The sequence below is a fragment of the Mycobacterium sp. SM1 genome, from assembly GCF_018361265.1.
GTDB lineage: Bacteria > Actinomycetota > Actinomycetes > Mycobacteriales > Mycobacteriaceae > Mycobacterium.
Genome location: NZ_JAFLNH010000001.1, coordinates 849,379 through 871,294 on the forward strand (window position 1 = coordinate 849,379; position 21,916 = coordinate 871,294).

General features: G+C 63.8%; 21 protein-coding genes, 5 tRNA genes and 3 pseudogenes. 18 read left to right on the top strand and 11 right to left on the bottom strand.

The window, feature by feature from the left end; genetic code table 11:
• The first annotated feature begins 129 nt into the window (after window positions 1–129).
• Window positions 130–705, top strand: coding sequence for a hypothetical protein (locus tag MSM1_RS03865; RefSeq protein WP_213440243.1), 576 nt, complete (start codon window positions 130–132; stop codon window positions 703–705).
• A 5-nt stretch (window positions 706–710) separates the two neighbouring features.
• Here the strand turns inward: MSM1_RS03865 and MSM1_RS03870 are convergent, their stop codons facing one another.
• The 5 genes from MSM1_RS03870 to MSM1_RS03890 all read right to left on the bottom strand — a co-directional run bounded on the left by MSM1_RS03870 (window position 711) and on the right by MSM1_RS03890 (window position 5,714).
• Window positions 711–1,412 (bottom strand): hypothetical protein, encoded by a 702-nt coding sequence (locus tag MSM1_RS03870; RefSeq protein WP_213440244.1) that lies wholly within the window; start codon window positions 1,410–1,412, stop codon window positions 711–713.
• An 88-nt stretch (window positions 1,413–1,500) separates the two neighbouring features.
• Complete coding sequence (locus tag MSM1_RS03875) at window positions 1,501–2,916, bottom strand: IS110 family transposase (protein ID WP_213440246.1); 1,416 nt, start codon at window positions 2,914–2,916, stop codon at window positions 1,501–1,503.
• The gene (locus MSM1_RS03880) at window positions 2,876–4,573 is read right to left on the bottom strand and encodes a hypothetical protein (RefSeq protein WP_213440248.1); all 1,698 of its coding nucleotides are present in this window, start codon (window positions 4,571–4,573) and stop codon (window positions 2,876–2,878) included. Before MSM1_RS03880 ends, MSM1_RS03875 begins: the two co-directional genes overlap by 41 nt.
• Entirely contained in the window at window positions 4,573–4,764 is a 192-nt protein-coding gene (locus MSM1_RS03885) for a hypothetical protein (RefSeq protein WP_213440249.1), read from the bottom strand. Before MSM1_RS03885 ends, MSM1_RS03880 begins: the two co-directional genes overlap by 1 nt.
• 506 nt (window positions 4,765–5,270) lie before the next feature.
• Window positions 5,271–5,714, bottom strand: coding sequence for an NUDIX hydrolase (locus MSM1_RS03890; protein ID WP_213440250.1), 444 nt, complete (start codon window positions 5,712–5,714; stop codon window positions 5,271–5,273).
• A 93-nt stretch (window positions 5,715–5,807) separates the two neighbouring features.
• Here MSM1_RS03890 and MSM1_RS03895 point away from each other — a divergent pair, with 93 nt between their 5' ends.
• Both MSM1_RS03895 and MSM1_RS03900 read left to right on the top strand, forming a co-directional pair.
• The gene (locus MSM1_RS03895; RefSeq protein ID WP_213440251.1) at window positions 5,808–6,587 is read left to right on the top strand and encodes a GntR family transcriptional regulator; all 780 of its coding nucleotides are present in this window, start codon (window positions 5,808–5,810) and stop codon (window positions 6,585–6,587) included.
• A 27-nt stretch (window positions 6,588–6,614) separates the two neighbouring features.
• A pseudogene (locus tag MSM1_RS03900) lies at window positions 6,615–7,271 on the top strand (tyrosine-type recombinase/integrase); the annotation flags it as partial.
• On the opposite strand, the gene MSM1_RS03905 reads toward MSM1_RS03900, so the two are convergent.
• Window positions 7,260–7,324 (bottom strand) — tRNA-Phe (locus tag MSM1_RS03905). The pseudogene MSM1_RS03900 and the gene MSM1_RS03905 sit on opposite strands and share 12 nt — an antisense overlap.
• A gap of 340 nt (window positions 7,325–7,664) precedes the next feature.
• Between MSM1_RS03905 and MSM1_RS21510 the strand changes: the two are divergent.
• Window positions 7,665–8,033: pseudogene (locus MSM1_RS21510) on the top strand (hypothetical protein); the annotation flags it as partial.
• A gap of 221 nt (window positions 8,034–8,254) precedes the next feature.
• Window positions 8,255–9,662: pseudogene (locus tag MSM1_RS03910) on the top strand (IS1380 family transposase).
• Between the two features lie 783 nt (window positions 9,663–10,445).
• On the opposite strand, the gene MSM1_RS03915 reads toward MSM1_RS03910, so the two are convergent.
• On the bottom strand, window positions 10,446–11,147 hold the full coding sequence (locus MSM1_RS03915; protein ID WP_213440252.1) for a serine protease: 702 nt from the start codon (window positions 11,145–11,147) through the stop codon (window positions 10,446–10,448).
• A 266-nt stretch (window positions 11,148–11,413) separates the two neighbouring features.
• Between MSM1_RS03915 and MSM1_RS03920 the strand changes: the two genes are divergently transcribed.
• From MSM1_RS03920 to MSM1_RS03940, 5 genes are all read left to right on the top strand, one after another.
• Window positions 11,414–12,502 carry a helix-turn-helix domain-containing protein gene (locus tag MSM1_RS03920; protein WP_213440254.1) on the top strand — a complete coding sequence of 363 codons (1,089 nt, stop codon included), beginning with the start codon at window positions 11,414–11,416 and terminating at the stop codon, window positions 12,500–12,502.
• A complete protein-coding gene (locus MSM1_RS03925) occupies window positions 12,495–13,334 on the top strand; it encodes a GSU2403 family nucleotidyltransferase fold protein (RefSeq protein WP_213441377.1) in 840 nt (279 codons plus the stop codon). The genes MSM1_RS03920 and MSM1_RS03925 overlap by 8 nt, the downstream gene beginning before the upstream one ends.
• Before the next feature lie 53 nt (window positions 13,335–13,387).
• Entirely contained in the window at window positions 13,388–14,056 is a 669-nt protein-coding gene (locus MSM1_RS03930; protein WP_213440256.1) for a hypothetical protein, read from the top strand.
• Window positions 14,057–14,203: 147 nt separating this feature from the next.
• Window positions 14,204–14,584: a TIR domain-containing protein gene (locus MSM1_RS03935; RefSeq protein ID WP_213440257.1), complete on the top strand. Its 381-nt coding sequence runs from the start codon at window positions 14,204–14,206 to the stop codon at window positions 14,582–14,584.
• Window positions 14,585–14,616: 32 nt separating this feature from the next.
• A complete protein-coding gene (locus MSM1_RS03940) occupies window positions 14,617–15,093 on the top strand; it encodes a hypothetical protein (protein WP_213440259.1) in 477 nt (158 codons plus the stop codon).
• A gap of 113 nt (window positions 15,094–15,206) precedes the next feature.
• On the opposite strand, the gene MSM1_RS03945 is transcribed toward MSM1_RS03940, so the two are convergent.
• Window positions 15,207–15,629 (bottom strand): NUDIX hydrolase, encoded by a 423-nt coding sequence (locus MSM1_RS03945; protein WP_213440261.1) that lies wholly within the window; start codon window positions 15,627–15,629, stop codon window positions 15,207–15,209.
• A gap of 93 nt (window positions 15,630–15,722) precedes the next feature.
• Here MSM1_RS03945 and MSM1_RS03950 point away from each other — a divergent pair, with 93 nt between their 5' ends.
• The 6 genes from MSM1_RS03950 (at window position 15,723) to MSM1_RS03975 (ending at window position 20,059) form a co-directional block, all read left to right on the top strand.
• Entirely contained in the window at window positions 15,723–16,502 is a 780-nt protein-coding gene (locus MSM1_RS03950; protein ID WP_213440262.1) for a GntR family transcriptional regulator, read from the top strand.
• A 101-nt stretch (window positions 16,503–16,603) separates the two neighbouring features.
• Window positions 16,604–17,026 (top strand): plasmid replication, integration and excision activator, encoded by a 423-nt coding sequence (locus tag MSM1_RS03955; RefSeq protein WP_213440263.1) that lies wholly within the window; start codon window positions 16,604–16,606, stop codon window positions 17,024–17,026.
• Entirely contained in the window at window positions 17,023–18,342 is a 1,320-nt protein-coding gene (locus tag MSM1_RS03960; protein WP_213440264.1) for an FtsK/SpoIIIE domain-containing protein, read from the top strand. The genes MSM1_RS03955 and MSM1_RS03960 overlap by 4 nt, the downstream gene beginning before the upstream one ends.
• Complete coding sequence (locus tag MSM1_RS03965; RefSeq protein ID WP_213440265.1) at window positions 18,335–18,655, top strand: hypothetical protein; 321 nt, start codon at window positions 18,335–18,337, stop codon at window positions 18,653–18,655. The genes MSM1_RS03960 and MSM1_RS03965 overlap by 8 nt, the downstream gene beginning before the upstream one ends.
• A gap of 4 nt (window positions 18,656–18,659) precedes the next feature.
• Entirely contained in the window at window positions 18,660–18,896 is a 237-nt protein-coding gene (locus MSM1_RS03970) for an AlpA family transcriptional regulator (RefSeq protein ID WP_213440267.1), read from the top strand.
• Complete coding sequence (locus MSM1_RS03975) at window positions 18,896–20,059, top strand: site-specific integrase (RefSeq protein WP_213440269.1); 1,164 nt, start codon at window positions 18,896–18,898, stop codon at window positions 20,057–20,059. The genes MSM1_RS03970 and MSM1_RS03975 overlap by 1 nt, the downstream gene beginning before the upstream one ends.
• A 26-nt stretch (window positions 20,060–20,085) precedes the next feature.
• Here MSM1_RS03975 and MSM1_RS03980 read toward each other — a convergent pair.
• The 3 genes from MSM1_RS03980 to MSM1_RS03990 form a co-directional block, all read right to left on the bottom strand.
• Window positions 20,086–20,159: transfer RNA gene (locus MSM1_RS03980), tRNA-Phe, on the bottom strand.
• 29 nt (window positions 20,160–20,188) lie between these two features.
• A tRNA-Asp gene (locus MSM1_RS03985) sits at window positions 20,189–20,262 on the bottom strand.
• Between the two features lie 44 nt (window positions 20,263–20,306).
• Window positions 20,307–20,380, bottom strand: a tRNA-Glu gene (locus tag MSM1_RS03990).
• A 122-nt stretch (window positions 20,381–20,502) separates the two neighbouring features.
• On the opposite strand from MSM1_RS03990, the gene MSM1_RS03995 reads away from it, so the two are divergent.
• A tRNA-Lys gene (locus tag MSM1_RS03995) sits at window positions 20,503–20,575 on the top strand.
• A gap of 128 nt (window positions 20,576–20,703) precedes the next feature.
• Window positions 20,704–21,813 (top strand): F420-dependent hydroxymycolic acid dehydrogenase, encoded by a 1,110-nt coding sequence (locus tag MSM1_RS04000; protein WP_213440271.1) that lies wholly within the window; start codon window positions 20,704–20,706, stop codon window positions 21,811–21,813.
• Window positions 21,814–21,916: the final 103 nt, after the last annotated feature.

Genomic DNA, 21,916 nt, shown 5'->3' on the forward strand with positions numbered 1-21,916 from the left:
ATCGAGAGAACTCTTACACCACGCCTCCGGGTTTGACCCAAAAAAGAAGGTGTACACGAAACCCGGGATGGTCCAACCCGATAAGCTGTCTCTCATGGCGTGCCGCGGTGGGGAGAGGTGAGCGCGTATATGCCTGGGCCAATCGACCAGACTCTGTCGAGTAGGCGGGACACCCACCTGCTCAAGTACGACGGCGGCGTACTTGTCTCTCAGTTATCAAACGCCGATCGCTACGAGTTCGCAAATCCACTGCATAGGTTTAACGGCGTCAAACCATGGGCTCTTGGGCTAGCACCCCTGCCACCCGGCATGGATTACGCCGACATGGTGGAAGCCGGCATTGACTCGACGGAATATTTGCAGGCCGCCGGCAGCGATCCAAAGACGATCATGGTTGAGATCCGCAAACCGGGCGGCCAGCAGTGGGCCGTGGAGTGGGTGCGCTACGCCGTGGGTCACCCCCACCAGGGCGACAAGGAGCCCGCTGCAGTGGCGGTCAAACTACCGGTCGGCACCTACACCATCCCCTGCCACGAGGTATTCGACGCCGACGAGGCCACCGAGCTATTTTGGACCTACTACAAAACCGGCGACATCCCCGACGACTACAGCCTGCGGCCCATCGAAGGCTACACGACTGACGGCGCGATCTTTGACCTGCGTGACGGCACACCGCGAATGGTATACGCGGGCAAGAAGCATTAACGCGCTCATCGTCTGTCGGTGCTGTTCAAGAACGCCCCCTGAACAGTGTTGCTGAGCTGGGCGATGTCCTCAGTCAAAGTTGCTTGGTGATCGATCTTGACGAAGATGCCGTGCTCAACAAGCAGCCCCTTCATGCCACCGCCAGTCATGTAGGTGCTGTATTGGGCCCAGATACGTTGTTGGTCGCCGAGGGTGATGTGTCCGCTGCACCGCACCGCCGTGACTCCAGGGATCAGCGAGGCTATCGGCGTGGAGACGACGATGTCATCAGCGCCAAGGGCGCGCAACGTGCAATCAGCGTTGTGCCGCAGGACTTCCTCCGGCGGTTCACCGGTGAATTCGAAGACGCTGATCGTCTCGCACGCGTCCCAGCCTGCGAGGGGATCGTGGCGGTAAACCGCGGTGCGGGTGGGTTGAACGGGGCTGTTTTCGGCGCGGCCGATCTGCCAGCCGGCAGGAATAGGTAGTGCGGCCAGCCACCCGGGCGGGTGGTCTGGGCTGATCAGTGTCAGGTCGGTGACGTAACGGCCGATCGCGTCAACAACTGATTCCACCGCCGGGCGGTGGCTGTCGGCGGGTGGGTCGGTTGGTATCAATTCTGTTGGAAGACCAAGGTAAGCCAAGGCAGCAGACTCGCGACCCCGGTTACCCCAACCGCTCCGCCCGCCTTCGCGGCGTCCTGACCGGAAAACACTCAAGGTGACCACAAGTTGGTGAGTGCGGTATTGGGCGACACGCCGCTGTTAAGAGGCGAGATCGGCTGCTGCGGTATGTGATTGAGGGTCTCGGTTTAGGTTAGGCGGCGGCCTGCAGGGTGACTCGGTAGCCCATCGCGGTCAGTTGTGCGATGTGGTTGCGTACCCGGCGTTCGACGGCGACGCGGTTGGTGTGGTAGTCGGAGCCGAGGTCGCAGAAGCGGGCGGCCGGGTTGGAAAGCAGATGCCAGATGACGACCAGGATGGAGCGGGCGACCGCGACCAGGGCTTTGAGTTTGCCGCGGCGTTTAACGATGCGCCGGTAGCGTTCGCCCAAGAAGGTGTCGGTTTTGGCGGCCGCGACCGCGGCCTCACCGAGCGCGCCTTTGAGGTAGGGGTTGCCTTTGCCGGTCTTGCCGCCGCGGGTGATTGGCCCGGACTGGATGGTGCGTGGGCACAGCCGCGCCCACGACACCAGATGCTCAGGTGTGGGAAATCTGCTCATATCCAGTCCGATCTCGGCGATGATCGCCTGCGCGGCGCGTTGGCCGATGCCCGGGATCTCATCAAGGCGGCCGATGACACCTGGCAGGTCATCGGCCGCCGGGGCGGGATCGAGCGGGGCCGAATCGCTGCCGCCGGCGTCAGGATCGGCGTCGGTGCCCGCACCCGCGCTGGTGCCGGGCCCATCGCCGCTGCCGGAGGAATCGATGGCCACAGCATCGTCGGGCAGTTCGGCGATCAGCTCCTCGATGCGCGCGGTCAGGGTGTCGATCTGGGCGCACAGTGCATCGATTTGGCCCAGCAGCATCCGCGCCAGTTCGGCGTGATGGTCATCAAAACGGCCGTCGAGCGCGGCGATCAGCTCCGATCGCTTGGTTTTCATCCGCCCCCGCGCCAGGTCGGCCAGCCGGCGCGGGTCGCGCTGCCCGGCGATGAGCGCCTCGATCATGTCCCGAGTGGACAGGGTGTCCAGCGTGGAGGCCACCGCCGACACCTTGATCGCGGCGTCCTCGAGCAGCTTTTCCAGCCGCTGCCAGTAGCGCGAGCGTTCCCGGGTCAGGTCTTCGCGTAGCCGGGTGTAGTCCCGCAGCCGCCGGATCGGCGCCGGCGGCACGAAACTTGGCCGCAGCAGGCCTTTCTCGGTCAGCTTAGCCAGCCAGACAGCGTCGAGTTTGTCGGTTTTAGGCCGGCCGGGCACGTTCTTGACATCGCGGGCGTTGACCAGCTGCACATCCAAACCCTGGTCTTCGAGCAGGTAATACCAGATCCGCCAATAGTCCGAAGTCGATTCGACAGTCACCTTCTCGATACCCTGCTGCCTCAGCTGCTGGGCCAATTCTCCGATCGCGCCGGTGCGTGCAGACACCTCCCACACCCGAGAAAACCGCCTCCCGGACTTGCCGGGCAGCCGCACACACACTGTGCCGGTCACCTTGGCCACGTCGACCGCCGCGGCCCGCTCGATCACCACCTCATGGTCGCCGTCGGGAATCTCCTGCGGCGTGGCTGTCACTACCTGCTTCTGCTTGCTCCTGCGTCGTGCCGCCACTTCTGTTACCCTCCCATCGAATCCATCCATATCGGGTGGGTCGCCTGGGGCCTCGGTCAAGGGAACCGAAATTCTGACCGGCGTGCTCGAAGCAACAGTGCGTGACCCTTCCAGGTCGGGCCCCGGCACCAAACTCACATGCGGGCTCACACGCCCAAGGAAACATCGGCGTCGGCAGGCGACCCGACCCCATTTTCACGCCCGCAAGGCGTCCCCCGGAAGGGATAGGGAACTCATGTGAGATCGGCGGCAAACTGATGATTGGCCCGCTGGGTGGTGGCGTATACGTCGGACCGGCCGCAGCGGGCAAGTCTGGCTGGTCGAGCGGGGCGAATAGCGGAGGCTCGCTGGGGTGAACATCAAAACCCGGCGGTGACGGGTTCTGCAGCCACGGCGGCAGCGGCGGATGGTCAAGCACAGTCGGCGGTATCGGTGATGACGGGTGATGGCCAGGCTGCACCAGCTGAGGCGCAATCGGAGGATGCTCCAACGCCGGCGGCAGGTTCCGCGGTGCGCTGATCATCGGGGTCGACCCTGGACCTGCCGGCGCAGCCCCCGGCGGCCCCGCTGCGGGCGGCGGCAAAGGATTCGGCGTGCTCATTACTCGTGTCTTGAGGACCTCAATAGGGTCACCGTTCAACGTGCCCTGCGCTGGGATACCGGCCTTCACCAGGTCGTCGAACCGGGACTGATTAGGAGTAAGACGCGCAGCTCCCAGTTTGTGTTCCAGCCCTAAGTATTTGCCGGGCTGCCCGGGAATTGGTTGAAGGCCATCGTAATAGCGCGTGAGTGTTTCGCCGGTGTTCGGGTCGGTCAGGGTCACTCGAATCTTCTGCCGGTCCACCGGGATACCCGTTTGTTGTTCAAGGTCGTCGAACGCCCGCTGGGCCTCTAGGTCCCCGTCTACACCGCTATTGCCCGGAGCCCACTCCCCGTTGGGTTTGCGGTCCGGATACTTCGGATGCCGGCCTGGATCGTCGGGTCCGGGCGCCGGGTCTCTCTTCCAGGTTCTGTCGACGGGGTGCACGTTCTTGCGGTCGTCTTCGCCAACAACTTTGTCGTCCGGCCCGGCTTTCGGCTCGTCGAAGGTGAAGGTCTCCAGCGCAGAGAGCGCCTCGTCCATCTTCTGGGCGTTGTCGCGGTCATGGGCGACCATTGCCGCGACCCGGTGCCGGATGTAGTTGCGGTGCTGTTTAGCTTCCTCCAGGCGTTTCTCGTACTCGGCTTCGCTCGCGACCGTGCCGGTGTAGGCGACGGTGTAGTCCGGCCCGACCGAAAACCCCGCCTCGCGCACCTGCTGCACCGCGTCCAGCACCGTCTTGCGGCTGGCGGTCATGTGGTCGAAGGCGGCCACGCACACCTTCTCACCCGCACGCAAGGGGTTGATCGCTCCGACGCTCACCCACTGCAAGTCGCGCTGGCGGGTTTCCAGGTCGGCGTGCTGCGCCTGGCCCTGCCACTCGGTGCCGCCGGGGTGCTGCGCGGCGTCGCGGGCTGCGGTGAAGGTGTGCTCAAGCCAGTCGGCGGCACGGCGGAAATAGTCTGTGGAGTCCAAGTAGTGCTGGAAGCTGGCAGACTCGACCTCCGGCAGCGACGGCAGCTCGGGTGGCTCCGCGAGCATCAGCGCCGCTCGGACTCGCCCACCGCGCGCAGCTTGGCCGCCGAGACGGCTTCGTTGTTTTCGAAGCTCTCCGCCGTGTTGGTGAGCCCGTCGGCGGTGGAGCGCTGGCGGGTACTTCCCGCTGTCAGGGCTTTGGCGGTGGCGGCACGGTACCGGTTGGACCGCCCGGCGGCGGACTGCCAGGGCGACACCGCCGGGTTCAGCGGGGGTGTGACCGCAGCGCGGCTGCTCTCCCCTCGGATTGGGCGGCCTCCACGCGCAGCCCGGCGGGGTCGACCTTCAGTGAGCTCACGGTGAGCATGCCCGGATTCTAGCCGTCGTAATTATCGGAGGGGAAAGGCTGGCGGAGCAGGCGACAATGCGACGAATTCCCCAGGCACCAGGCGCGCAGGCCGCTTTCAGCGTCGGTCTGCGGGCATCACCGCCCGTGCGCCGAAAGCGTGCTGGCACATGCCGAATCGTGCACGCGGGCCACGTGGTGACCTATGGCACGTCGCCGACTGGTGCGACCACATCTCAGGTAACGCCACGAGCACCTTGCCGCAGCTAGCACGTGACGTACGCACCCCGGTAGTGTGAATGCGGACTCCGCGCAAGGTACGAGCATTCCTGGTCCAGGCGTGGATTTTCCTTCGGTCACCGCGGTCCAGAAGATGTCCGTTAGGCGGGGCCTTCGAGACCCTCACCTGTAACGCCTTCATAAGAGCTGTAACGCCTTCGAAACTAGATTGACGCCATCATGCGCCCGAGACTGGGGCGCGTCCTCGAACGCATCCAAGACACGCACGCCGAACGTGGGCGTCATCGCAGACTGTACTTCTTCCTTTGTCATCCAACGGATTTCACGAGTTTCCTCTGTCGCATGCGGTTCACCACTAGCCGGCCGGCAGCGGTAAGCCAACGCGACGATGCCTTGAGTCAGGTTCTTGTAGACACCCGTAAGGCGCTCGACAGTTACCTCAAGTCCTGTCTCTTCCAGCACCTCCCGCTGAACGCCAGCCTCAAACGACTCGTCAAGTTCCAGGATGCCGCCCGGCGCTTCCCAGTGGCCGTTGTCGTCGCGCCTGATGACCAGGACGCGGCCATCGTCGCGGACCACGATGCCGGCGACGCTGACCGAGTGCTTCGGTGTAGCTGCCATGCGAGACTCCTCCTCGGCGCCCGACTCCGGTCGTGACATCGGCGTGTCTTTCTCATGGACTAGTCGTCTAGACGTGCATGGGAAGGCTCTCAGGTGCTGCAACTTGGTCAGATCGACCGGTCGAATGACAAGCCGCCGTATCGGCAGATCGCCGGCATGCTGCGCGAGGCCATCAGGTCTGGCCAACTCGGCGCGGGACAACGCGTCCCGTCCGAAGCGGCGTTGAGTGAACACTGCGGGGTCGCGCGGATGACAGTACGCCAGGCCGTGCAGGATTTGCGCTCGGAAGGTCTGGTGGTCTCCGAGCATGGTCGTGGAGTGTTTGTTCGCCCCGCACCGCCGATCCGGCGGCTCGCCTCTGATCGGTTTGCACGGCAACATCGTGCCGGCGGGAAAGCGGCGTTTACTGTGGAAGCGGAGCAGTCTGGCTACACACCACAGGTAGACAACATCACCGTAACGCGGGAGAAGCCAGATTCGGCGGTTGCCGAACGTCTTCGCTTGACCTCCGACGACGACGTGATCGTGCGGTCACGGCGCTACCTCGCCGATGGCCGACCAGTCGAGACCGCGACCTCCTACATTCCTGCCGCGTTTGCGCAGGGCACCAAAATCGAGCAAGTCGACACCGGGCCTGGTGGCATTTACGCGCGTCTCGAAGAGGCTGGCCACACACTCGCCCGATTCACCGAAGAAGTCAGTGCACGGATGCCCACCCCTGAAGAGCGCCGCACGTTACAACTTCCAGCCGGAGTGCCCGTCCTGACCGTGGTTCGGACGGCCTACGACACGAACGACGTCGCCGTCGAACTGTGTGACACGGTCAAGGTGGCGTCCGCCTACCTGCTTGAATACGAGTTCTCGGCACGCTGAACCCTTAACGACACAGATAATCGGCCGCCCCGGTTCGGTCATGTGCCCGTCGACGAGATCACCCGCGCCAACATCCAGGCGTTCGTTGACGGCCTGACGGTTGGCCCGTGGGCGAAGGTATCCACGCTGCGTCTGCTGCGATCGATTCTCGACGTCGCCCATCAGGACGGCCGAATCCACCGCAACCCCGCCGTTGGTGTTTCAGCGGGTCGCATTCCCGAGGGGGAACGGCACCGCTACCTGACCGCCCAGGAAGTCCAGACCCTTGCCGTCGCGTGCGGCGACCAAGGCGACGTCGTGACCATCCTCGCCTATACCGGCCTGCGCTGGTCCGAACTCGTCGGCCTGCGCGTCAAGGACGTCGACCTTGATGCTCGCCGCCTCTACGTCCGGCGGGCGGCGCCAGAAGTGGAGGGCCGCATCGTCGTCGGACCGCCGAAAACCCGGGCCGGCATCCGAACCATCCCGCTCCCCCAGGTCGTGGTCGACATCCTCGAACGGCGCATCAATGGCCGAAATCCCGACGAGCCCGCCGTCACCTCACCCAACGGAAAGCTATTGAGATCCAACAACTGGCGGAGACGTACCCACTGGAACAAAGCCCTTAAGGAAACCGATCTGGAACCGCTGACGATCCACGACCTACGACACACCTATGCAGGTCAGATAGGGTGGCCAGGGGCGGGATCGAACCGCCGACCTTCCGCTTTTCAGGCGGACCGGATAGCCACTGACCTGCGGTTTATTTCATTCTGTGCGTCCTATGCGCCACATTGAGCTGGGCTGACGTTTTCAGGCTGTCCGGCGAACGGACATAAACCGGACACGGTGACTGCACTCCCGACAGGGAGCTTCGGCGCTGCCGCGTGCGTTGTGGGCGGCGTCGGGGCCTCCGGGGAGCAGGCACCCCGATGCCCAGCATCGAATCATCAGGCACCGGACCGACGCCGTCGACACACGGCCCGGACTCGGCAAGACAACAAACGTCGTCACTGCACGGTTCTGCCGGTGCCTCGGTTGACGGGAGGTCGCGAGCGCCCGAGGCCGCCCCGGCCGCAGGGCGCGAGAGCGACAGTATTGTGGCAGCGACCTGGCTGTGGACCTGGCCGATTCTGGGGTGTCTATGGCCTCAAAAAGGCTATTGCGGTTGTGGAGGTCGCTCAGGGCACATACCTGGCTGCCCGGCGGATCGTGCGACGCTGGTCACGTAGCCAGGCGATCTACGGCGATCCCGCCAGCAGCTTCCCGACTGCCGTCGTGCCACGCACGGCCTCTCGGCTGGTCCCCCGTGTTGATCAGAACACCGGTGTCGTGACTCATCGGAGGATGCGACGACGGCGAGCCTTCTGCAACCAAGGTGGCCTGGCCGGCGGGTACGCGCTTGTGAATGACGGTCCGGCTTTTGCATCTAATCTTGCCGCGGCATTGTCGGCGGCCGGTCCGTAAGTGAAGCCAGCCGACCTCACCATTGCCCACTATGCGCAAGTCGGGTTGGTCGCCGGAAAGTTTTTTCGTTCGGCCGTCGAAGTCGCCGGTTTCGGGCCTTAGCCTGAATCCGTGGATGGGCCGGTGATTTGATCGGCGTGTGAACAGCGAAAATGCCTTCTGGCCTGGGATAATACGAGTGCTTAGGTCGTATTTGTCCACGGTCCAAGAAGGCACTTTCGATGCACTCATCCTACACGTTCACCATCGGGTCGGCGGTGTTTGACGAGCAGAATTTGGTGTCGGCCGCCGGGTTGGTGCCGGTGCTGGAACTGGCTGAGCAGTCCGGTCTTTCGCGACTGATCGACGAGCATGTGCAGCTGCCGTCGACCCGGGTGAAATCCGGAGCGGCCAACCCGGCCGGCAAGCTGACTGCAATCGTGGCCGCGATGGCCTGTGGGGCGGACAGCATCGATGATGCGGGCGTGCTACGCGTGGGTGGCACACCCCGGGTGTTTGACGAGGTGTATGCCCCGTCGACGTTGGGGATCTTCTTGCGTGAGTTCACTTTTGGGCACAGTAAACAACTCGCCGCGGTGGCCCGGGCGCATCTGGTTGCGCTGGCGGCGCGCACCCCGCTGCTGGCCCGGGCACAAGAGCGGATGTTCTTGGACATCGACTCGCTGCTGCGCCCAGTCTACGGCAAGGCCAAGCAGGGCGCCTCGTTCGGGCATGCCAAGATCGCCAGCCGCGCGCTGCTGCGCCTGGGCCTATCCCCGCAGATCACCACCATCTCCACGGCCAGTGCCCCGCCGGTGATCGCCGAGGCGCAGCTGCGCAGCGGGCGGGCTGCCTCCGGACGCGGTGGCGCCCGCCAAGTCAAGCAGGCCATCACCACCGCGAAAGCGATCAACCCGCACGCGCCGATCATGGTGCGCGGCGACTCGATGTTCGGCACGAAAAAGGTGATCAGCGCCTGCGTGGCCGACGGCGTGGAGTTCTCCTTGTCGGTGAGCCGCAACAAGCGCATCACCGCGGCGATCCAGAGCATCGACGAGGCCGCCTTCACCCCGGTGCACTACCCGGGCGCGGTCGAAGACCCCGATACCGGGATGCTGATCTCCGATGCCCAGGTCGCCGAAACCCCCTACACCCTGCGCCTGAGCCCGGGCGAACACTGACCGTGCGGTTGGTGGTGCGCCGGGTCAAAGACGCCCGCTACCCGGATGCGTTGTTTCCGGTGTGGCGCTATCACCCGTTTGTGACCAACTCCGCGCTGCCGGTCGACCAGGCCGATATCACCCACCGCCGCCACGCCATCATCGAAACCACCTTCGCCGATCTGATCGACGGCCCGCTGGCTCATATCCCGTCAGGACTTTTTGCAGCCAATTGTGCCTGGCTGGGCTGCGCGGTGATCACCCATAACCTGCTGCGCGCAGCGGGGACTCTCGCCGGCGGTCACCACGGCGTGGCCCGCGGCGCCACCCTGCGCCGCGACCTGATCAACGTGCCCGCCCGCTTCGCCGCCCCGGCCCGCAAACCGATGCTGCACCTGCCCGCCCACTGGCCCTGGCAAACCAGATGGAAACCCTGTGGGACAACGTCATCGGCTCCTGCTACCCGACCGCCCAACCCCGCGCCGCCTGACCCCACCGACCAGGCCCTGTTCACCCCGCCATCCGAGGCCCGAACCGAGGAACCCGCAACAAGGAAAAGCTGGTACAGGCCAGCGGATCACACATGCCCACCGCGTCACACGCGGCCGCATTTCAGAACAACCGCATCAACAGCAACACGAAATCACCCATCCACGGATTCAGGCTTAGAGTTGCGACCATGGTTACCCCTCCTCTCGCGCTCCGGACGTCATCGGGACGCCCACCGGCGTGGCAACGCTGGGTGCTCAACGCGATGTACAACTTCGATCGATACACGATCGAAGACTGGCTGGGTCTCATGAGAGACCATCTCCAGCGACCCGGCGGTGCCACCCCGATGCGGACCGCTCGTTACACCGTTGATGTCTTGGGCCACGTTAGGGCGCTCACATCGGCGACCGCGAGCCTTGCGTCACATGGCGATCCTGCAGCTCGCTCTCAATTGGCCGACGCCGCCCTCGACCTGAGGAGCGCTCTCGACAGACTTCACGAAGCGCGAGATGAGCTTCTGAAAGCCGCCGGCGCCGAACGCATTACTGATGCTGATTAGAGACAGGCATCCATCACCTTGGCAAACGACACGACGGCAACGCGTCGAGGATGTCCATGCGCGCCAGTCCCCTGACAGCGCTGACCAAACGTCCGATCAAATAGCAAAGAACCCGGGTCGGCCGCGAGGGTCGAATACCGGGCTCTTCTGAGATCTCAACCAGAACATCCTTTGGGATGCGACTCTGGCCTTGTGTAGAGCAGCCTATATGGCCGCTCGGTCTCAGTTGCCTGCGTCGATGAACGCGTCGATCGCAGTGATGGCGTGCTTGATGTCGTAGACGACCACCAGCCCCGCGTTGCTCGGAACTGTCAGCCCGGTGTTGCCCTGGACCGCGCCGCCCGCGATCTCGACGGCGATCCTGTGCTGTACGTAAGCGCTAACGACTCCGAGCACATGCCAGTTCGATCCAACCCCGCCGTGGCTGGCGAAGACGAGGGGACCTCCAGAGAAGCCCGGCAGGTTGTGGCCGTCGATGATCCAGGCTACGACACCATTGGAGACGGCCCGCTGTGACACGATGCCCCTCCTCACTGCCGGCAGACGGCCAGACAACGGGAGGGTGCCCGGCATCGGGTACCCGAGAAAGAACACCTCCTGGCTGAGCGCCAAGCTGTCTGCGGACGGCACCAGCGGCAAGTCGTCGCGGACGATCTTGTGATCACCGATGCTGAACACCGCGATGTCCGGTCCGTCATCGGCCAGGGGAACGAATTCCATCGGCGTCTTGAGGTCCACGCTCAGCCCGTTCTCGCCGGTGAGTTCGAGAGTGTCGGCACCGTTCTTCACCGCGGCGTCGACCACGTGCTTCGCGGTGATCAGCCACTGCCGATCACGATGCGTCACAACGAAACCGGAGGCGGACCCGCCGGTGAACCCGACCTTGAACGTACGCATCCAACACTGGACCGGAACCACTGACATGGGCAGAGCGTAGCACCTCGCTCTGACAAGCCCCGATTCACCGTTGCGCACAGCTTGCGGCGGCATCGTCGGCAGAGCAAACCACCACAGCAGATCGTTCGGGTTAAATGTCCGTTCCGCCGCCAGCGGAACAATCCCATATTCCGAACATAGCCATGGGGTGGCCGTCCAGCTGCCGGTCTACATGCAACGACGCAAACGACGTTCGGGTAAATAGCTTGTTCCGGAGCCACCGGAACATGTATATTTTCCGAACAGGAGACTCTATGACCAAACCAACCACCACACCGCCGAGCTCGGAAGCAGAGATCCTGACCCAGTGCACCGAGCTGCTGCGCAATCGCCTGCCTGATAACTGGCGCGTCGACGTTCAGAGACCGCCGATGGATGCTGCGATTGACGCAATACTTGCACTTACCGCACCTTCAGGCGAGCAGGTTCGTTACCTCGTGGAGGCGAAGCGGCTGCTCGTCGGCCGGGACATTCCCAGGGTCTCTGAGCAGTTGCGGTGGGCGGCAGATCGCGAGCTCATCGACACCGAGACCATGGTCATGTCGCGATACCTCGCTCCCCCAATTCGCGAGCGGCTGTCGGAAGGCGACATGTCTTTTATCGACGCCACCGGCAACATTCTGGTCCAGTCATCGCGTCCCGCGCTGTACGTTCGCGACCGGGGCGCCGACAAGGATCCCTGGCGAAGCCCGGGTCGGCCACGTGGGTCACTGGCGGGTGAGCCGGCCGCTCGTGTGGTTCGGGCGCTCATAGGAGGGCGGGGTCCGTGGTCGGCACGCGATCTGGTCAGCGCATCCGGGGCATCTACCGGCGCAACGTACCGGGTGTTGGAGTTCCTTCAAGAAGAGGGGCTGGTGCAAAAAACGGGCACAGACTACGTCCTGAAGGACTGGCCCAAGCTCCTACGCCGATGGAGCCGTGACTACAGCTTCTTCCGCAACAACCGAACATCAAGCTACATAGAGCCTCGCGGCCTAGAAGCGCTGCAGAGCAAGGCTGCCAACTCCCAGTACTCGCAATACGCGATAACCGGAACGATCGCGGCAGCGCAGTGGGCACCATACGCTCCCGCCCGCGCGGCGATGGTCTACGTCGACGATGCGGCGCGCGCGGCGAAGGAATGGGGGCTACGGCCGACGGACAAAAGTGCGAACGTGATTCTTGCCGAACCGAAGTACGACGTTGTGTTCAGTGGTGCGAGCACTAATCGTAACGGCGCGCGCATCGTCGCGGTCGAACAGGCAGCGGTAGATCTCCTCACGGGTCCAGGCCGAAACCCTTCCGAGGGAGAGGAACTCATCAACTGGATGGAGCGCCATGAAAGTGAGTGGCGCCGTGGATGACCTCCTCATCAAAGCCCGTTCAGCCCTACTGGATGCCCTCGAAGCCCTGAATGAACTACATGACTCGATCGTCGTGGTCGGCGCGCAAGCCATCTATCTGCACAGTGGCCACGCAGACGTTGCAATCGCCGAGGCAACGAAGGATAGCGACTTGGCGGTGGATCCTCGGGAACTGCCCGACGAACCACTATTAGAGGAAGCGATGAAAAGAGCAGGCTTCTACCCGAACGTCAACCGGCAGCCTGGTGCATGGCTAAACCCAGCAGGCATCCCGGTCGATTTGATGGTTCCTGATGCGTTGTCGCAAGGCGGTAGGTCTCATCGCGGCGCCCGAATCCCACCCCACTCCAACCAAGCAACAAGGCGGACCGTCGGATTGGAAGCCGCCGTGGTCGACAATGAGGTCCGTACGATATCTGCGCTCGACCCAGATGACACAAGGACTTTCGAAGCTCGAGTTGCTGGACCGGCGGCACTCCTGATTGCGAAAGTCCACAAAATCCATGAACGGCGCGACCAACCCGACCGACTCAACGATAAGGACGCTCACGACGTCTATCGCCTGCTCGTGGCCACGACCGACACGGCTGGACTCGGCTCAAGTTTTCAGCGCCTACTATCCGACCCCATCTCCAAGTCCGTGACGCAGCAGGCTCTTGATTGGTTGCCCGCGCTATTCGCGGACGGCCCCGATGCACTCGGATCAGTCATGGCAGGTCGCACAGAAGAAGGAATCGGAGACCCCGACCTGGTGGCCGCCTCCGTCGCCGCACTTGCAGCCGATGTGCTCGCAGCCGTCGCAGACGCATCCGACGATGATTCGCCGGTTTGACCGGATTTGGTGTCACAACCGGGCTCATTCGTGAATAGTAGGCTCAATACCTGATGACGTGGCTCTCAGCTGCCCTGCCTTACGTCGGCGGCGGCGTTTTTGGTGCTGCGGTGACGTACGGGCTGACCTGGGTTCGTGAACGGCGACGCACCCTCGACGCTTACCGCGCACCGCAGCGCGAAGCCATCGGCGACATCGTCGCCGCGACCCACGAGCTTATGCTCCGCGAGCTCGAATCGCGGACGACCCAGGCCGGAATGCTCCAGGACGTTCGCCGGGATGTACTTCCTAGCAGCCAGCTCGTAGGGCAGCTTTGGGCCACGGCCGCAGCGCTGGGTAAAGCGACTCTCGACGCAGAACGGGCGCTCCAGATGGGAAGATTGACCATTGTCGACGCGCCGTGTTGGGAAGCGATGGGGGCCGCCTACATCGCGCTCAATTGCCTGCGCCGCGCGATGGCTGCGAGGGTCGACGCGCCCGACATGCAAAGCCCTGAGGAGATAGAGCACTACGTTGAAGGCATCCGGGTGCTCGCCGATCAGTACAACGAAAGCGTCCTGGCGTTAGTAATCGCGGCAGCTGACCGAGTATCGCCGGCGGAGACCATATGCAACCGCAGACGCCGACGCGCCGCCCGTCGCCGGCTGGGCGAGCGCTTCGGAAGTGCAACTCAGGCACTGCAACGCACAGACGAACCGCGGCAGCCGCAAGACGCTGGCTGAGCAGACGTTGGATTCGACTTGTGCACCCTTCGCGTCGCCAAAACAACAGCGGAGATGGCAGGCCTCATCTTGTCGGTGGCCGCTGGCAGTGTTTGGCCGTAAGCCGGCCGCAATGCCGGGAGGACTTTCAGCCGAGGGGAGCACGCCGTGGTGCAACGAGCCTTCATCAGCTTCGACTACGACAACGACGCGCGGTTGAAGGACCTGCTGATCGGCCAGTCAAAGAATCCTGACTCGCCGTTCGCCGTGCATGACTGGTCCATCAAGACGGCCTCTCCGACGTGGCGCGAAGAGGCACGACGCCGCATCCGGGCGAGCGGGTTGGTGATCGTCTTATGCGGCAAGTACACACACCATGCGACGGGTGTTGGCGTTGAGCTGGGCATCGCCCAGGCCGAGGCCGTGGACTACTTCCTCCTCGCCGGATACCAGCAAGGCTCAACACGTCCGACAACGGCGAGGACGACCGACAGGATGTACGACTGGACCTGGGAGAACCTCAAGAAGCTTGTGCACGGTGCGCGATGAATGGATCAGGTGAAGCACTGCCTGACCCGCGGGTGCTGGACATCTACAAGCTGGCGGTCGAGATGGCGGACCGTGTCTCTGCCCGGCGGGCGCTGGCCAATGCCTTCTTTCTTACCGTTAATACCACCCTTGTTGCGGTCGTCGGGTTGTCAACCACGCAGCCGGATTCCACCGTGCGGTTCATCGCAGTGTGCGTGGCTGGTGTCGCGGGGTCCGTGTGCTGGTGCCTCCTTCTCCGCGCGTACCGGAGGCTCAACTCGGTCAAGTTCGCGGTGATCAACAAGATCGAGGAGGAACACCTCCCTTTAAGGTCATACGTCGATGAGTGGAAGGTACTGATGCCTGACAACGTGGCCACTAGCCGCCGAGAACGGCTTGGCAAGAGCTTGGGCGAACTGGGCGGTGTCGAGCGCATTGTGCCCGTGGTCTTCGGTTTGCTGTACATCGACAGCCACGAAGGTCTCAGTCACTTTGGCTTGTACGACACAGTCGTGGCCAAAGAGGCCTAGAAACAATCACGGCGAAGTGCGAAACACCGTCTCCGCGTGACGCCTCATTACGCTCCGGCCCGCTGCGCCGCCTGGTCGGCGGAGAAATGTAAAGGCATGAAACCCGGCACCGCCTATATGAGATTGACCCCATCATGCGCCCGCGACTGGGGCGCTTGCTCGAACGCATCCAAGATACGCATAGCGAACGCCGGTACCATCGCCGACTGTACTTCCTCCCTTGTCATCCAACGGATTTCACGAGCTTCCTCGGTCGTGTGTGGCTCTCCCCCGGCTGGCCGGCAGCGGTACGCCAACGCAACGATGCCTTGAGTCAGGTTCTTGTAGACACCCGTAAGGCGCTCGACAGTCACCTCAAGTCCTGTCTCTTCCAGCACCTCCCGCTGAACGCCAGCCTCGAACGATTCGTCGAGTTCGAGCACACCGCCCGGCGCTTCCCAGTGACCATTGTCATCGCGTTTGATGACCAGGACCCGGCCATCGTCGCGGACCACGATGCCGGCGACGCTGACCGAGTGTTTCGGCGTGGCTGCCAAGCGAGACTCCATCCTCTGCGTCCGACTCCAGTCGTGACATCGGCGTGTCGTTCTCATAGACTAGTCGTCTAGACATGCAAGGGAAGGCTCACGGTGCTGCAACTTGGCCAGATCGACCGCGCGGACGACAGGCCGCCATATCGGCAAATCGCCAGCATGTTGCGCGAAGCTATCAATTCAAACCAGCTGGCCGCGGGGGAACGTCTGCCGTCAGAGGCTGCCCTGATCGAGCACTTCGGGGTCGCCCGCATGACAGTGCGCCAAGCCGTCCAAGAACTGCGCTCAGAGGGACTGGTGGTCTCCGAACACGGCCGCGGAGTATTCGTCCGGCCCTCGCCCCCGATTCGCCGCCTCGCATCTGACCGGTTCGCTCGCCAACATCGCGCCGCCGGCAAGTCCGCGTTCACGGTCGAAGCGGAGAAGTCCGGTTTCACACCACAAGTCGACCACATCACCGTGACCCGCGTGAAGCCCGATTCCGATGTCGTCGAACGACTTCGGCTATCACCAGACGATGACGTTGTCGTGCGATCGCGACGTTACCTTGCCGATGGTCGGCCAATCGAGACAGCAGTCTCCTACATCCCTGCGGAATTTGCCGGAGGGACCCAGATCGAACAGGTCGACACTGGACCTGGCGGGATCTACGCCCGACTCGAAGAGGAGGGTCACAAACTCGCTCGCTTCACCGAGGAGGTCGGCGCGCGTATGCCCACCCCCGAAGAACGCCGGGCCTTGCAGCTCCCGGCCGGAGTGCCTGTTCTGACAGTGGTGCGGACGGCTTACGACACCAACGACGTGGCAGTCGAGGTCTGCGACACCGTAAAGGTCGCATCGGCCTACCTGCTCGAATACGAGTTCCCCGCACGCTGAGCCCAAACGAAACAAGAAAAAACTCCCATCACTTGGCATACTCCTCTAGACGACTATGGTACCTAGTCATCTAGTTCATATGACTACTGAAAGGCCTCCCCATGTCTATCCCCAAATGGCTTCACCTCACCCACGACCAGGTGTTCCCGTACGGCGCGTTCCTCGTCTCAGAGGTGACGCCGATGATCGACTTCGACAAGTCATCCGGCGACAACCGCGTACAGGCCACCGACCGCGACAGCGGCTCGCCGATGTGGCAGGTCGAGGTGCTCGATGGCGATCCGTCCGCACCGAAGCGCAGCCGCACGGTAACCGTCAAGTTCGCCGCGCAAACGCAACCGGTCGTTCCCACCAACTCCAGCGGGACACCGCTCACGCCTGTGGTGTTCGAGGGCCCGATGGCCCTGCCCTACATCGAGCGGTCCGGCGATTTCTCCCGGATCGCGTGGTCGTTCCGCGCCTCGGGCATGACCGCACCAGGCAAGTCCTCGGCTGCTTCGAACACGAGCCTGGCATCAGCATGAATCCCGATCCGTTCGCGCCGGTCGATACCGACACCCCACATCCCTTCGACCACCTGCTGGACTTCCTCACCAACTTTGCCCTGTGGGCGGCGGTCATCATGGGCGTCATCGCCACTGCTCTCATCTACTGGCGGCTGCACTCACCGGAAACCTACGAGAAACACTTCGCGACACCCGCCCGGCTTCTGCGTTGGCGGCTCTGGGTGCACATCTCGTGGCAGAAGCTGTGCAAGCGCTGCGGCTTGTCCGCCTCCGAGCAGGTCACTCGCCGCGACAAAGAGGGACGGCAGGTCATATCGACGCGTTGGTTTCATCCGAAGCTCGTGAGCACGGACGTATCGCCCACCAGTCTGCGTTTGACGGTGCGGGCCAGGATGGGGCAGACCGTCGAAGATTTGGAGCGCGCCGTTCCCGCGATACGCGATGCTGCGGGCGCACACTCGGCGCGGTCGGTTGTCGTTTCGCCCGGCACGCTTCGGATCGAGCTGGTCATGCGCGAGCAGTTGTCGACGGTACGTACCGCTGCTCCACCGGCGGCAGTGGAAGCAACACGAGTAGCACTCGGGCGATGCGAAAACGGGTCCGCCTGGATCCTGCCTGTGAGCGGCCGGCACACCCTTACCGTGGGCTGCTCAGGTGCAGGCAAAGGTTCGGTGTTCTGGGGCATCGCTGGTGGGCTCGGTCCCGCTGTTGCCGCCGGCCTGGTGCGCCTGGTGGGCATCGATCTGAAGTACGGCATCGAGTTGTCGGTCGGCTCCGGTCTGTTCACCAAGATCGCCACCACCGAGGTCGATGCCGTGCAAACCCTTGCCGCGCTGGAGAAGTTGATGGACAACCGCGGCGCGGCGATGGCAGGTCGCACACGCGAGCACCGTCCGACCCAGGCCTCACCTCTCGTGGTCCTGCTGATCGACGAGTTGGCCGGAGTGACCGCGTACATGAGCGACCCGACCCTGCGTAAAGAAGCCGCCGCCTCGTTGTCGCGGATTCTCACGAAGGGGCGCGCCCTGGGCATCGTCGTGGCCGCTTTCCTGCAAGACCCCCGCAAAGAAGTCCTGCCGATGCGGGGGCTGTTCACCCAAACCATCGCGCTTCGACTGCGATCCCGCGACGAGGTGGCGATGGTTCTCGGCGACGGCATGGCCGATGCCGCACCCGCACACCGGATCAGCCCCAGTGCGCCCGGCACGGGCTACGTCATTGCCGAGGACGGCCATGTGACCAAGGTGCGATCTGACTTTTGGAGTGATGACCAAATCCGTACCACTGCAAAGCAATACGGACGGTCACAGACAACCGGAGAACGCAATGAGTGACAACTGGGCGATCTTCGAGCCACCCGATCAGGATCAACTGGCGCGGCAAGCTCAAGAATTGATCCACCGTGCCAATCTGGTCCGCCGACACGGATGGGATGAGTACCGGCGGCTCTGGTCGCGCGGTGAAGTCGTCGGCACCGCCCTGGTCCTCGGTGATGACGCCGAGCTCCAGCGATGCGACGAGACAACGGTCTCGGCACTGCAACGGTGGGCGTTCGACTTGTGGGGAATCACCGGCGGTCAAGCCGACACCGATGCCGGATTGCCTCGCACACGAGCCTGGTTCGACTCGATCCGTGCAATGAGGTGAAGCGATGGTCACTAACGGCCTCCGGGAGGCCCTCGTCGCCGCAGGTAGCTTTCCTGAGCTGCTGACCGCAGAGCAGGTGTCGGCGCTGCTCGGTGTCTCAGCCGCGACGCTTAACCGCTGGGCGGCGATCCGCGAAACGACCGGCGAGCAGATCGGCCCACCCTGCTACACGTTGTCAGAGCGGGTGCGCCGCTGGGACTGCGCCGAAGTCCGGGCCTGGCTCAAGCAGGTGCGCCGGTAATGGCAGGCAACACCCCGCGCGGCATCCGAAAGCGCCTCAACGCGGCCGGGGAGCCTCGCTATCAAGTCCGGTACCTAATCCGTGATCCCGACGCACCGTCAGGCTGGGTCGAGACCTCGGCCACCTTTTCGACTTTGCGCGAGGCGAAGGCGTTCAAATCCGAACGCGACAATGAGGCCGGTGCGCGTCGGTTCGATCCCCGCCTCGGTCGGACGCCACTCAAAAGGATCTGGACACAGTTCTCCGACTCCAAAAAGCCGGCTGTGTCGCCGAAGACATGGAGCGGTTATACACAACATTGGGAGCTGCGGATCGCGCCGCGGTTCGGACACATCCCGGTCGACGAAATCACCCGCGCCGACGTTCAGGCGTTCGTTGACGGCCTGACAGTCGGCCCGTGGGCAAAGGTGTCGACGCTGCGACTCTTCCGGTCGATTCTCGATGTCGCTCACCAGGACGGCCGAATCCACCGGAACCCCGCCGTCGGCGTCTCAGCGGGACGCATCCCCGAGCGGGAGCGTCACCGATACCTGACCGCTCAGGAGGTTCAGATGCTCGCCACGGAGTGCGGCGATCAAGGCGACGTTGTCACGATCCTCGCCTACACCGGCCTGCGCTGGTCCGAACTCGTCGGCCTTCGCGTCAAGGACATCGACCTCAACGCCCGCCGGCTCTATGTCCGAAGGGCAGCGCCAGAAGTCGAGGGCCGAATCGTCATCGGGCCTCCGAAGACCCGCGCCGGCATCCGAACCATCCCGCTCCCCCAGGTCGTCGTCGACATCTTCAAACGGCGAATCACCGGCCGCGCCCTGGACGAGCCCGCCGTCACCTCACCCAACGGAAAACTATTGCGATCCAACAACTGGCGCCGGCACACGCACTGGAACAAAGCCCTCAAGAAGACCGGCCTCGCCCCGCTGACGATCCACGACCTACGACACACTTACGCCAGCCTGGCCCGAAAGTCCGGTGCCGACCTTCGCTACGTGCAGAAAACCATGGGCCACTCCACACCGACCGTCACCGCCAACATCTACAGCGACCTCTATGCCGATGAACTCGACCAGGTCGCCACCAACCTCGATCAGCTTCACGCAACCGAGATTCACACACGGAAGACCGGACAAGAACCGGACGAATTAAACCAACCACCGAGTGCATAAACCGTGTCTATGCAGGTCGACCCCGGTGGCCAGGGGCGGGATCGAACCGCCGACCTTCCGCTTTTCAGGCGGACGCTCATACCGACTGAGCTACCTGGCCGGAAGGCACCATGTGCCAGGCCGTGACGGCGACCCTGACGGGACTTGAACCCGCGACCTCCGCCTTGACAGGGCGGCGCGCTAACCGACTGCGCCACAGGGCCTTGTCATAATTGTTAAATGTTTGCTCCGCGTCGCCGCGTCGCGGTACCCCCTACGGGATTCGAACCCGCGTTACCGCCTTGAAAGGGCGGCGTCCTAGGCCGTCTAGACGAAGGGGGCCAGAACCGAATCTCTCCGGGGTACTCGCAACATGGGTACGTTGGGAGCCAAGCCAGCTTAGGCCACCGTCGACCCAACTCTCAAACCAACTCCGCTCCGACGGCAGTATCCTGACGGTCGCGGCCCCTATAGCTCAGTTGGTAGAGCTACGGACTTTTAATCCGCAGGTCCCAGGTTCGAGTCCTGGTGGGGGCACCGTGGCGCCCGCGCCGCGCTCGACCCGGGCAACGCGTCGCTGGGCGGCTGGGCGACCACCCGCCTCGATCACCGGACGGTCACGTCGCGACCTTGACGTCGGGTCGGCTGGTGGGTAAGCCAGCCCCATGGGACATATGTCACGGCGCACGTTCGGAAGGCTCACGGCGGGGTGCGGCGTGGTGGGCGCCACCGGCGTCGTCGCTATGGGCGCCGGCTGCGGTGCAAGACCCGCCACCAAGCCGGCCACCCCCGCCGGCTCGCCACCGCCGCCGGGCCCGGTTGTGGGTTTTGTGCTATCCCACGAGCAATTCCCGACGACCGAACTGGTCGAGCAGGCCCAGGCCGCCGAGCAGGCCGGGTTCCGCTGCCTGTGGGCCAGCGACCATATCCAGCCGTGGCAGGACAACGAGGGCCACTCGATGTTTCCCTGGATCACCTTGGCGCTGGTGGGCCAGCGAGCCAGCCATGTGCCCTTCGGCACCGGTGTGACCTGCCCCAGCTATCGCTACAACCCCACGACGGTCGCCCAGGCGTTCGCCTCACTCGCGGTCCTCTACCCCGGGCGCGTCTTCCTCGGCGTCGGAACCGGAGAGCGACTCAACGAACAGGCCGCCACCAACCAGTTCGGGTCCTACCAAGAGCGTCACGACCGCTTGGTCGAGGCCATCGAGCTAATCCGCCAACTGTGGAGTGGTCAGCGAGTTTCGTTTCAGGGCCGCTATTTTCAGACCGACCAGCTTAAACTCTACGACCTGCCGGCGTCACCGCCACCGATCTTCGTGGCCGCGAGCGGCCCGAAAAGCGCGCGCCTGGCCGGGCGCTACGGCGATGGCTGGATCAGCGAGGCTCCGGACATCAAAAACCCGAAGCTGGTGGCCGCGTTCACCCGGGGCGCGCAGGAGTCCGGCCGTGATCCCGCCACCCTGGGTAAGCGAGCCGAGATGTTCGCCGTCGTGGGGGACCACGACGAAATCCTCCACGGTGCCGAGCTGTGGCGGTTCACCGCCGGCGCCGTCGACCAACCCAACCCCGTCGCCATCCAGCAGGCCGCCCAGGCCAACCCGCTGGATAAGGTGATAGCCGGCTGGACGACAGGCACCGACCCGGCCACTCACATTGCCGCGGTGCAGGCTGTTCTCGACTCCGGCGCAACGCCTTTCATGCACTTTGCCCAGCGAGATCCGAAAACCGCTATCGAGTTCTATCGCACGAAGGTGCTGCCGCGGCTGCACTGATCCCGCTCGAGGCCCCCGGAAGTCCGGGGCCTCACCAAACGGCGGCTCGGCGGCTTGCCGCGGATGTCGCACCGGCGCACCGGCGCACCCGGCCCTTGACAGC

Bases quoted from the DNA above. Each gene is read 5' to 3' on its own strand.
- MSM1_RS03915 (WP_213440252.1), bottom strand. From the start codon at position 11,147: ATGTCAGTGGTTCCGGTCCAGTGTTGGATGCGTACGTTCAAGGTCGGG.
- MSM1_RS03965 (WP_213440265.1), top strand. From the start codon at position 18,335: ATGAGTGACAACTGGGCGATCTTCGAGCCACCCGATCAGGATCAACTG.
- MSM1_RS03955 (WP_213440263.1), top strand. From the start codon at position 16,604: ATGTCTATCCCCAAATGGCTTCACCTCACCCACGACCAGGTGTTCCCG.
- MSM1_RS03970 (WP_213440267.1), top strand. From the start codon at position 18,660: ATGGTCACTAACGGCCTCCGGGAGGCCCTCGTCGCCGCAGGTAGCTTT.
- MSM1_RS03880 (WP_213440248.1), bottom strand. From the start codon at position 4,573: ATGCTCGCGGAGCCACCCGAGCTGCCGTCGCTGCCGGAGGTCGAGTCT.
- MSM1_RS03865 (WP_213440243.1), top strand. From the start codon at position 130: ATGCCTGGGCCAATCGACCAGACTCTGTCGAGTAGGCGGGACACCCAC.
- MSM1_RS03975 (WP_213440269.1), top strand. From the start codon at position 18,896: ATGGCAGGCAACACCCCGCGCGGCATCCGAAAGCGCCTCAACGCGGCC.
- MSM1_RS03960 (WP_213440264.1), top strand. From the start codon at position 17,023: ATGAATCCCGATCCGTTCGCGCCGGTCGATACCGACACCCCACATCCC.
- MSM1_RS03890 (WP_213440250.1), bottom strand. From the start codon at position 5,714: ATGGCAGCTACACCGAAGCACTCGGTCAGCGTCGCCGGCATCGTGGTC.
- MSM1_RS03930 (WP_213440256.1), top strand. From the start codon at position 13,388: ATGACGTGGCTCTCAGCTGCCCTGCCTTACGTCGGCGGCGGCGTTTTT.
- MSM1_RS04000 (WP_213440271.1), top strand. From the start codon at position 20,704: ATGGGACATATGTCACGGCGCACGTTCGGAAGGCTCACGGCGGGGTGC.
- MSM1_RS03920 (WP_213440254.1), top strand. From the start codon at position 11,414: ATGACCAAACCAACCACCACACCGCCGAGCTCGGAAGCAGAGATCCTG.